The organism is Nocardia carnea (genome assembly GCF_029869215.1).
Lineage (GTDB): Bacteria > Actinomycetota > Actinomycetes > Mycobacteriales > Mycobacteriaceae > Nocardia > Nocardia carnea_B.
Map to the genome: position 1 here is coordinate 1 of NZ_JARWPM010000069.1, position 8,157 is coordinate 8,157.

The following is an 8,157-nucleotide window of genomic DNA, read 5'->3' on the forward strand; positions in this document are numbered from 1 at the left end:
TCGGGGCACCGTGTGGCCGCATCGCGCAGCGCCGGCGACCACCGGAGCGGCTGGAGCGGGTTCGGGTCGGGCAATCGGGGGCCGGGGGGGGGGGGGGGGCGCCCGCGGCGGGGGGGTTGGTGGGCTGGGCGGGGCGGGGCCCGCCCGGGGCGGGGGCCCCCCCAAAATCACCTCCGGCGCGGGGGGGGCCGGGGGCGGCGCCCCCACACCCCACCTTTTATTTCCGGCCCCCCCCCCGGGGGCCCCGGGTTCGGGGCCCCCTTGGTCTCGAATCTTCCCTCCTCCGCTCCTCCGCTTCGCTCCCCCGCTCCGTCAGTCCAGATCCGAGACGGGCCCCGAACCATCGGGGTGAAGTCGGCAGGGGCGATGCGGTGCCCCGATCGAGGGGTCGGGGCACCGTGTGGCCGCATCGCGCAGCGCCGGCGACCACCGGAGCGGCTGGAGCGGGTTCGGGTCGGGCAATCGGCGCCGGCGGGAGCAGGGAGCTCGCCGGCGCCGGTAGGTTCGATGCGATGCGCGGCTCGGGCCCGACCGTGCTCGGGTCCACGCCGCTGCCCCTGCTATTCGGTGTGCGGGAGTTCGTGGTGGCCGCCGAAGGCCTCGCGCATGGCGGAGAGGGTTTTATCGGCGTACCCGGATTCGCCGCGGGAGGCGAAGCGCTGGAACAGGGCGGCGGAGAGCACCGGAGCCGGTACGCCGATATCGATCGCGGCGTCGAGGGTCCAGCGGCCTTCACCCGAATCCGAGACCCGGCCGCCGAACGAGTCGAGGTTCGGATCGGCGTACAGCTGAGCCGCGGTGAGGTCCAGTAACCACGACGCCACCACCGAGCCGCGCCGCCACACCTCGGTGACCTCGGCGATATCGATGTCGTAGCGGTAGTACTCGGGATGTTCGAGCGGCGTCTCCTCGGCGGAGAACTCCCCGGCCGCGCGCCGCCCGTAGTCGGCCTTGTGCAGGATGTTGAGCCCTTCCGCGTACGCGGCCATGGCCCCGTATTCGATGCCGTTGTGCACCATCTTCACGAAATGCCCCGCACCGGCGGGACCACAGTGGAGATAGCCCTGCTCGGCGGCGCTCGGTTCACCGGAACGCCCCGGCGTACGCGGCGCGGCCTCCACCCCGGGCGCGATCGCGCGCAGCAGCGGCTCGACATGGCGGAACGGTTCCGCTTCGCCGCCGATCATCAGGCAGAAGCCGCGTTCCCGGCCGAAGACCCCGCCGGAGGTCCCGATATCGAGGTAGTGGATGCCCAGCGGGCCGAGCTTCGCGGCCCGGGAAATATCGTCGTGGTAGCGGCTGTTGCCGCCGTCGATCACGATATCCCCGGGTTCCAGCAGCTCGGTGAGTTGATCGATCACGGCGCCGGTCGCGCCGGCCGGGATCATCACCCACACCACCCGGGGGGTGTCCAGCAGCGCGATGAATTCCCGCAGATCGGTGCTGCCGCGAAAGCTCTCGCCGAGCTCGGCGGAGAGGCCGCTGATCACGGTCTCATGGCGTTCACAACCCACCGCGGTGTGCCCGGCCGCGACGATCCGCCGCACGATATTGGCGCCCATCCGGCCGAGCCCGATCATCCCCAACTGCATCTCACGTCCCCTTTTCCTGGGTAGGAGGTCCGGATCGCACGTCGTAGTCGATTGTGCCCGCCGCCGGGCGAATTTCCGTGCGGCCGGGTGTAACGACCCGTGCGCGGCACCGATATACCGGTTGGCTCCGTGTATTCGCCTGACCCCCGACCCGGCGACTACACGGGGCCACTTTGCTGTTCGGACGTACCCGCGCAGTGTCACCGGGCCAGACGCCACCGGCCGCTGCGCGGTGTCACAAATGAGTCGCTGTACGGGTCACCCGATGGCGCAGCTGTGATGGATCAGGCACTGAAGATTACAGTTCGGACAACTATCGTTGGCGAAGGCTCGCACCCGCGAGTCCCCGGACAAAGCGATTGGGGAGGACGGTTCGTGAGCGGCGAATCGAACACCGGCCGCGGCAGTGGCGAATCGAGCGACGACAGATACGGCCCCGGCCGTGCCCAGCAGTCGCAACCGCCCGTACAACCGAATCCGGCAGATACCGTCGCGCCCGGCTGGCGCGGCGGTAGTTCGTGGTTGAACCCGGCCGCCGGGGCCCCCGGCACCGACGGACAGCCCGCCTCCACAGGTTCTTTATCCGCGGATCGTTCCCCCCAAACTTCCGGCCCCGCGCCCTCCCGGCCCGCCGCCGAGCCGCCCACCGCCGGCCATCCGGCGCCCGGGCCCCGGCCACCCGCAGCCGAGCCGTTCGCCTCGGGCCACCTGGCCCAAGCGCCCCGGACCCCTGACGCTGAACCACCCATGTCCGGCCGTCCGGCCCCGGCGCCCCGCCCTCCCGGCGCCGAGCCACGTACCTCCGACTACTCGGCCCCGGCGTCTTGGCCGCCCGCCGGTGAGCCACCTACCTCCCGCTACCCGGACCCGGCGTCCCGGCCGCCCGCCGCTGAGTCACCTGCCTCCGGCTATCCGGGCCCGGCGTCCCGGCCGCCCGCCGCTGAGGCGCCCACGGCTGCTTACCGGGAACCCGTGGCCGAACCGCGCCGGCCCGTCGCCGATGCGCCCACGGCCGTCCACCGGCCGCCCGCTCCCGGACCTCAGCGCCCCGGCCGCGGTTCCGACCCGGCGGATTCGGATTTCGCGACCCGGCAGCTGCCGCGCCGCGATATCGCGGCGCCCGGTGCCTACAGCTCAGCGGGGCCCGAAACCGACGCCCCCACGGAAGTCTTCGATTCCGCCCCGCTCACCGAGCGACTGTCCGAGAATCCGGCACCGTGGCCCGCCTACTCCGACGACACCGCCGCCACCGATGCGTTGCACGAGCGCGGCCCGGTGCCGCCCGCGCCGCCGCGGGGCCCGCGCACCGGCGGTTCGGGCGGCTCCGGTGGTGACAACGGTCCCGGCGGCCGGCTGTCGGGCGCCCGAACGCTGCTGCGCGATTCCGCGGCCGCCCGGCGGGTCCTGCTGGTCGCCGCTGTCGTATTCGGTATCGCGCTGGTCGGCTATATCGCCGATCTGGTGATGACCTCGGGCAAGGTCCCGCGCGGTGTCGAGGTCGCGGGAATAGCGATCGGTGGTATGGAAAAGGACGCGGCCCGCGCGAAACTGCAGGGTGTGCTCGACGCCCGCTCCGGTGAAGTCGTGCCCGTGAAGATCGCCGATGTGCAGACCCAGCTGGTGCCCAGTGCCGCGGGCCTGGGTGTGGACTGGGCCGGTACCTGGGAACGGGTGGGCGGCCAGCCGCTGAATCCCGCCGCCCGGCTGCTGTCCTTCGTCGCGACCCGCGAGGTGACCGTGGCCAGCACGGTCGACGAGGCGGCGCTCACCCGGACCTTCGACGAACTGCGGGTACACGATCAGCCGCCGGTCGAGGGCGGTATCGCCTTCGAGGGCACCCGCCCGGTCGCCGTGAATCCGGTACCCGGCCGGATCCTCGATCTGGCCGCGGCGCGCACGGTGCTCACCGACCAGTGGGCGACCGCGAGCACCCTGGACCTGCCCGTGACCCCCGCGCCGCCGGCGGTCCGCCGCGACGCCATCGAAGCGGCCCTGCACCAGATCGCGGAACCGGCCGTGAGCGCGCCGGTCGCGTATTCGGGTAAGGGCAACGCGACCGCGACCCTGAACCCCGAGCAGATCGCCGCGATCGTGAGTTTCGTGCCGGACGGGCACGGCGGCCTGCGGGTCGAATTCGATCACAAGGTGGCACAGGATCTGCTCGCGCCGCAGCTCGCCTCGACCGAGGTCGAGCCCAAGGATGCGACCTTCACCTTCTCCGGTGCGCCCACGGTGGTTCCCGCCGTGGTCGGCGACAAGATCAACTGGGCGAAATCGCTGGAACAGTTGCCGGCGATGCTGGCCGCCACCGGCGCCCCGCGCACCACACCGGCGATCTACGAGCGCATCGAACCGAAACTCACCACCCAGGCCGCGGAGTCTCTCGGGATCACCGAGGTGGTGGGTGAGTTCACCACCGGCGGTTTCACCGGACCGTCCGGGGTGAACATCCGCACGGTCGCGCAGGAGGTGAACGGCGCCGTCGTCAAACCGGGCGACACCTTCTCGCTCAACGGGCATACGGGTCCCCGCGGCGCCGCCGAGGGCTATGTGGAATCCGGCATCATCGACCACGGCCGCCCCAGTAAGGCGGTCGGCGGCGGAATCAGCCAGTTCGCCACCACCCTGTACAACGCCGCGTACTTCGCCGGGCTCGAGGATGTCGGCCATACCGAGCACAGCTACTACATCTCCCGTTATCCGGCCGCCCGGGAAGCCACGGTATTCGATGGTGCGATCGACCTGCAGTTCCGCAACAACTCGCCGCACGGCATATACATCCAGGCCTTCGCCGACAGCTCCGAGGTGACGGTGCGGATCTGGGGCACCCAGACCGTGAACGTCGAATCGATCACCGGCGAGCGAACCAAACCGACCGAGCCGGAAACCATCACCCTGCCCGCGGGCGACGATTGCATCGCCTCCACGGGAGCCCCCGGTTTCACGATTTCCGATACCCGGGTGATCACCGATATCAACACCGGCCAGGAGATCTCCCGGCACACCCGCACGGTCAAGTACGACCCGGTGCCCGAGGTGAAATGCGTTTCCCCGGACGACGAGAAAGCGGACGAGGAAACACCCGAGACCACCAACTCGGCGCCGACGACAACACCGAGTAGCGGTAACGAGGGCAGCCGCCCCACCACAAACCGGGCGGGCAATCGCTGATTCCGCGGGCCGGCTGTCCAGCCCGGCCGGGTGCGGCACAGCAGCCCGGCGGTCGCTGCGTCGCCCGCCGGTAGGAGGTCGTCTCGACCACGGCGGCGCTCTTCCCGGACTCGTTCGCAGGCCACCTGCGCGTCCGCGCGCGGTGCGCCACCCACGAATTCGGCAGGAACTGCACTCCGGGTGAACCGCCGAGCGTCGCCGCGGCCGGCGACCGCAACGCTCGGGGCTTCGGCGGGCCCAAGACAGCCGGGCCCGTCGTCGTCGATCGTTCTACAGCGGCGTGCGCATCAGCAGGACGTTGTACTGCCGGTGCACTGTGAGCAGGAAGTACAGGTCGCTACCCGTCTGATACGGGAAGATCATGGGCGCGTAGGCGGTGGGCAGCGACGCGGCTTCCAGCAGTACCCGGGGCGTGCTCCATGGACCCTCCGGGGAGTCGGCGGTGCGCAGGACCACCGAATTGAACGGATCGGTCGTCAGCATCACGAACTTGCGCAGATGATCGTTCCACTGCACCGACAGTTCGGCCACACCCTCGACGATCGGTACCGACGCCAGCGGATCGTTCACCTTCCAGCCGCGGCCGTCCCAGTACTCGTAGGCGTCGATATTCGCGATCTCCGCTTCGCGCACCCGGGAGATGAAGCCGGGGTTGGCGCGCCCCGCCGGGGTGCCGTACCGGTACACATAGCCGTCGTCCTTCACGAACGCGTTCTGCTGGAAACGTTCGTGGCCACCGACATTCGCCCGGCGGGTGGTCGGCAGCTGCGCCCAGGTGCGCCCGCCGTCACCGGAGGCGGCGAGGGTGGAGAAGTTGGTGATCCATTTGCCGTGATCCCCCCACTCCTTCACCGACATCATGCTCATGTACTGCACCCCGCCCACCGCGATACCGGCGGTGGGGATCAGGCTGATCTCGATACCCGGAATCTTGGGGCTGGGCAGCGGGTTCGGCGTCACGCCGTCGAAGACGATGCCCTGCGCCGGGTCCTTGGTGTGGCTGTAGAAGAGCACATTGCTGGTCCACGCCCACACACTGCCGGCCAGCAGGTTCGGCACGCCCAGCCCCGCGGAATCACCGAACGCCGTGAGCATGGTGCCCGCCCCGTCGTCCCACATCACCCCGAGATCGGTACCGAGGACGTTCACCTTCTCGGTCCGGTTGGGGCTGTCCATCCCGGTCACCTGGTAGACGGCCTGGGTATCACCCGGCAGCGACGGCAGGCCCCGGGGCTCCCCGTTGATCCCGGGAATGGGATTCACATTGTTCGGGTCCGCCGCGGCCGGACCGGCCAGGACGAGCGCCGCGGCGGCGCCCATGATCCCGGCGCGCACTAGTACGGACAGCGGGCGGCGAGTCATTCTCGTGTCCTCCTGCGGAGCTGCGCGGTTCTGCGGGCTATCTTGCCACGGCCGGAGTGGTGGTGTGGCGGACCGCGGCACCGAACCACCGCGGTATCCGATCGAGCAGTTCCTGCTGTTCGTCCCCGGTCCACGCGACGTGACCGTCGGGCCGCAGCAGGACGGCGGGCACATCCAGCCGCGCTCCGGGGTCGGCGATATGGTCGATCCGGTCGGCCCACCCTGTGACGGACAGCCGGCCTGTGCGGTCGAGCAGCAGACCGCGGCCGCGATGCATCCGTTCGTACAGGCGGCCGTGCGTGAGTTCGATATCGCGGAGCCGCCGGCCGAGCAGTTCGGGCCCGGTGCCGAAGTCGTAGCGGATATCCAGGGCGGTGATCTTCGCCAGGAGGAACCGGCTCACCTCCGGGAAGTCCATCAGTTCCGACAGCAATTCGCGTACCGCCCGCGGGCCCGGTTCGGTGGACAGCAATTCGGACTGCGCCCGCGTGTTCATCAGCACGCCCGCGGCCACCGGGTGCCGTTCGGTGTGATAGCTGTCCAGCAGGCCCTCCGGGGCCCAGCCCGCGATCTCCGCCGCGAGCTTCCAGCCCAGATTGACGGCGTCTTGGACGCCGAGGTTGAGGCCCTGCCCGCCCAGCGGCGGATGGATATGTGCCGCGTCCCCGGCCAGCAGCACCCGTCCGGCCCGGTAGCGTTCGGCCAGCCGTGTCGCGTCACCGAACCGGGACAGCCGGCGCGGGGAGTGCACCCCGAAATCGGTGCCGGCGTAGGCCCGCAGCTGGTGGGCGAATTCGGCCAGGGTCGGCGGAACCGAGCGATCGGCGGCCACCTCGGCCGCGGGCACTCCCACGCGGTACAGCCCGTCGCCGAGCGGCATGAGCCCGAACCTGTGCTCGGTTTTGCGCACTTCGGTCATTACCGCGGTGATCGTCTCCGGGGACGCGGTGACCGCCATTTCGCCCAGCAGTACGTCGCTGGTGGACGGCTCGCCCGGAAAAGCCACGCCGAGCAGATCGCGCACCGTGCTGCGGCCGCCGTCGCAGCCGACGAGATAGCGCGCTCGCAGCCGGGTGCCGTCGGCCAGTTCGGCGGTGACGCCGTGTTCGTCCTGGTCCAACCCGGTGAGTTCGCGGCCGCGCCGGATTTCGGCGCCGAGTTCGGCGGCGCGTTCGGCGATCAGCCGATCGGTCACCGGTTGCGGGATCCCGAGAATGTAGTGGTGCGCGGTATCGAGCCCGCCGGGAATGGGTTTACTGATACCGGCGAAGTGACTGCCGAGGGGGTATCGGGTGCCGTGCGCGAGAAACCGGTCCAGCAGGCCCCGCTGGTCCATGATCTCGATACTGCGCACATGCAATCCGGTCCCGCGGATGAACTCCGACGGTGCGGCGTCCTTCTCCAGCACGACCACATGCACGCCGTGCAATCGCAACTCCGCCGCCAGCATCATGCCTGTGGGCCCACCGCCGGTAATGATCACATCGAACATGAACTGCCCCATCCCTCGAATTCGTGCCGCTCGCCGCACTCCACCGCGCGCCGTGGACCCGGGTTTCCGCAGCTACCGGCGGCAGCCGCGGGATGCGGCGATCGGGTCCGGCGGGCAATTCTGCGGCATGACCGGGGTCTTGCCGCAAGGCCCCCTGTGCGATATATGTTGGAGTGGGGAGGGGTTTCCGCACTGATTTCGAGTACCGTGCCGAATTCGGGTACCGTGCCGCGTCCGGCCGCTCGAAGAATCGGACGATATCTCAGGACTGCGTTTTCCGTCGCGGCTGTGTGCTGTCCGCGGCTCCGAGCACCGGTGCCGGAAAAGAAACGGGGGGGCGGGGGGATTGGGGGGGGGGGGGGGGGGGGGGGGGGGGGGGAGGAAGCCGCGGGGGGGGGGGGCAGGAGGGAGGTTTGGGGGTCGTGGGCTCCGGCGCCTCGTCCGCGCCCGGCCCCGCCGCGGTGGCCAGGATCCGGTCCAGCACCCGGGCGGGGATCCGGTCGTCGGTCGACAGGCCGCTGCAGTCGAACATGGTGACAC

At 70.3% G+C, this 8,157-nt stretch carries 4 protein-coding genes; 1 reads left to right on the forward strand and 3 read right to left on the reverse strand.

Annotation, left to right across the window (positions count from 1 at the left end):
* Positions 1 to 560: 560 nt before the first annotated feature.
* Complete coding sequence (gene gnd / locus QH276_RS03275) at positions 561 to 1,592, reverse strand: phosphogluconate dehydrogenase (NAD(+)-dependent, decarboxylating) (RefSeq protein WP_280396810.1); 1,032 nt, start codon at positions 1,590 to 1,592, stop codon at positions 561 to 563.
* Between the two features lie 972 nt (positions 1,593 to 2,564).
* On the opposite strand from gnd, the gene QH276_RS03280 reads away from it, so the two are divergent.
* Positions 2,565 to 4,763 carry a VanW family protein gene (locus QH276_RS03280; RefSeq protein ID WP_280406595.1) on the forward strand — a complete coding sequence of 733 codons (2,199 nt, stop codon included), beginning with the start codon at positions 2,565 to 2,567 and terminating at the stop codon, positions 4,761 to 4,763.
* Positions 4,764 to 5,033: 270 nt separating this feature from the next.
* Here the strand turns inward: QH276_RS03280 and QH276_RS03285 are convergent, their stop codons facing one another.
* Entirely contained in the window at positions 5,034 to 6,125 is a 1,092-nt protein-coding gene (locus QH276_RS03285; RefSeq protein ID WP_280400363.1) for a DUF4185 domain-containing protein, read from the reverse strand.
* A 37-nt stretch (positions 6,126 to 6,162) separates the two neighbouring features.
* Positions 6,163 to 7,617: a rifampin monooxygenase gene (gene rox, locus QH276_RS03290; protein WP_280400362.1), complete on the reverse strand. Its 1,455-nt coding sequence runs from the start codon at positions 7,615 to 7,617 to the stop codon at positions 6,163 to 6,165.
* Positions 7,618 to 8,157 lie beyond the last annotated feature (540 nt).

What these genes read in the sequence shown, in the direction of transcription:
- gnd (WP_280396810.1), bottom strand. Translation starts at nt 1,592, where the DNA reads ATGCAGTTGGGGATGATCGGGCTCGGCCGGATGGGCGCCAATATCGTG.
- QH276_RS03285 (WP_280400363.1), bottom strand. Translation starts at nt 6,125, where the DNA reads ATGACTCGCCGCCCGCTGTCCGTACTAGTGCGCGCCGGGATCATGGGC.
- rox (WP_280400362.1), bottom strand. Translation starts at nt 7,617, where the DNA reads ATGTTCGATGTGATCATTACCGGCGGTGGGCCCACAGGCATGATGCTG.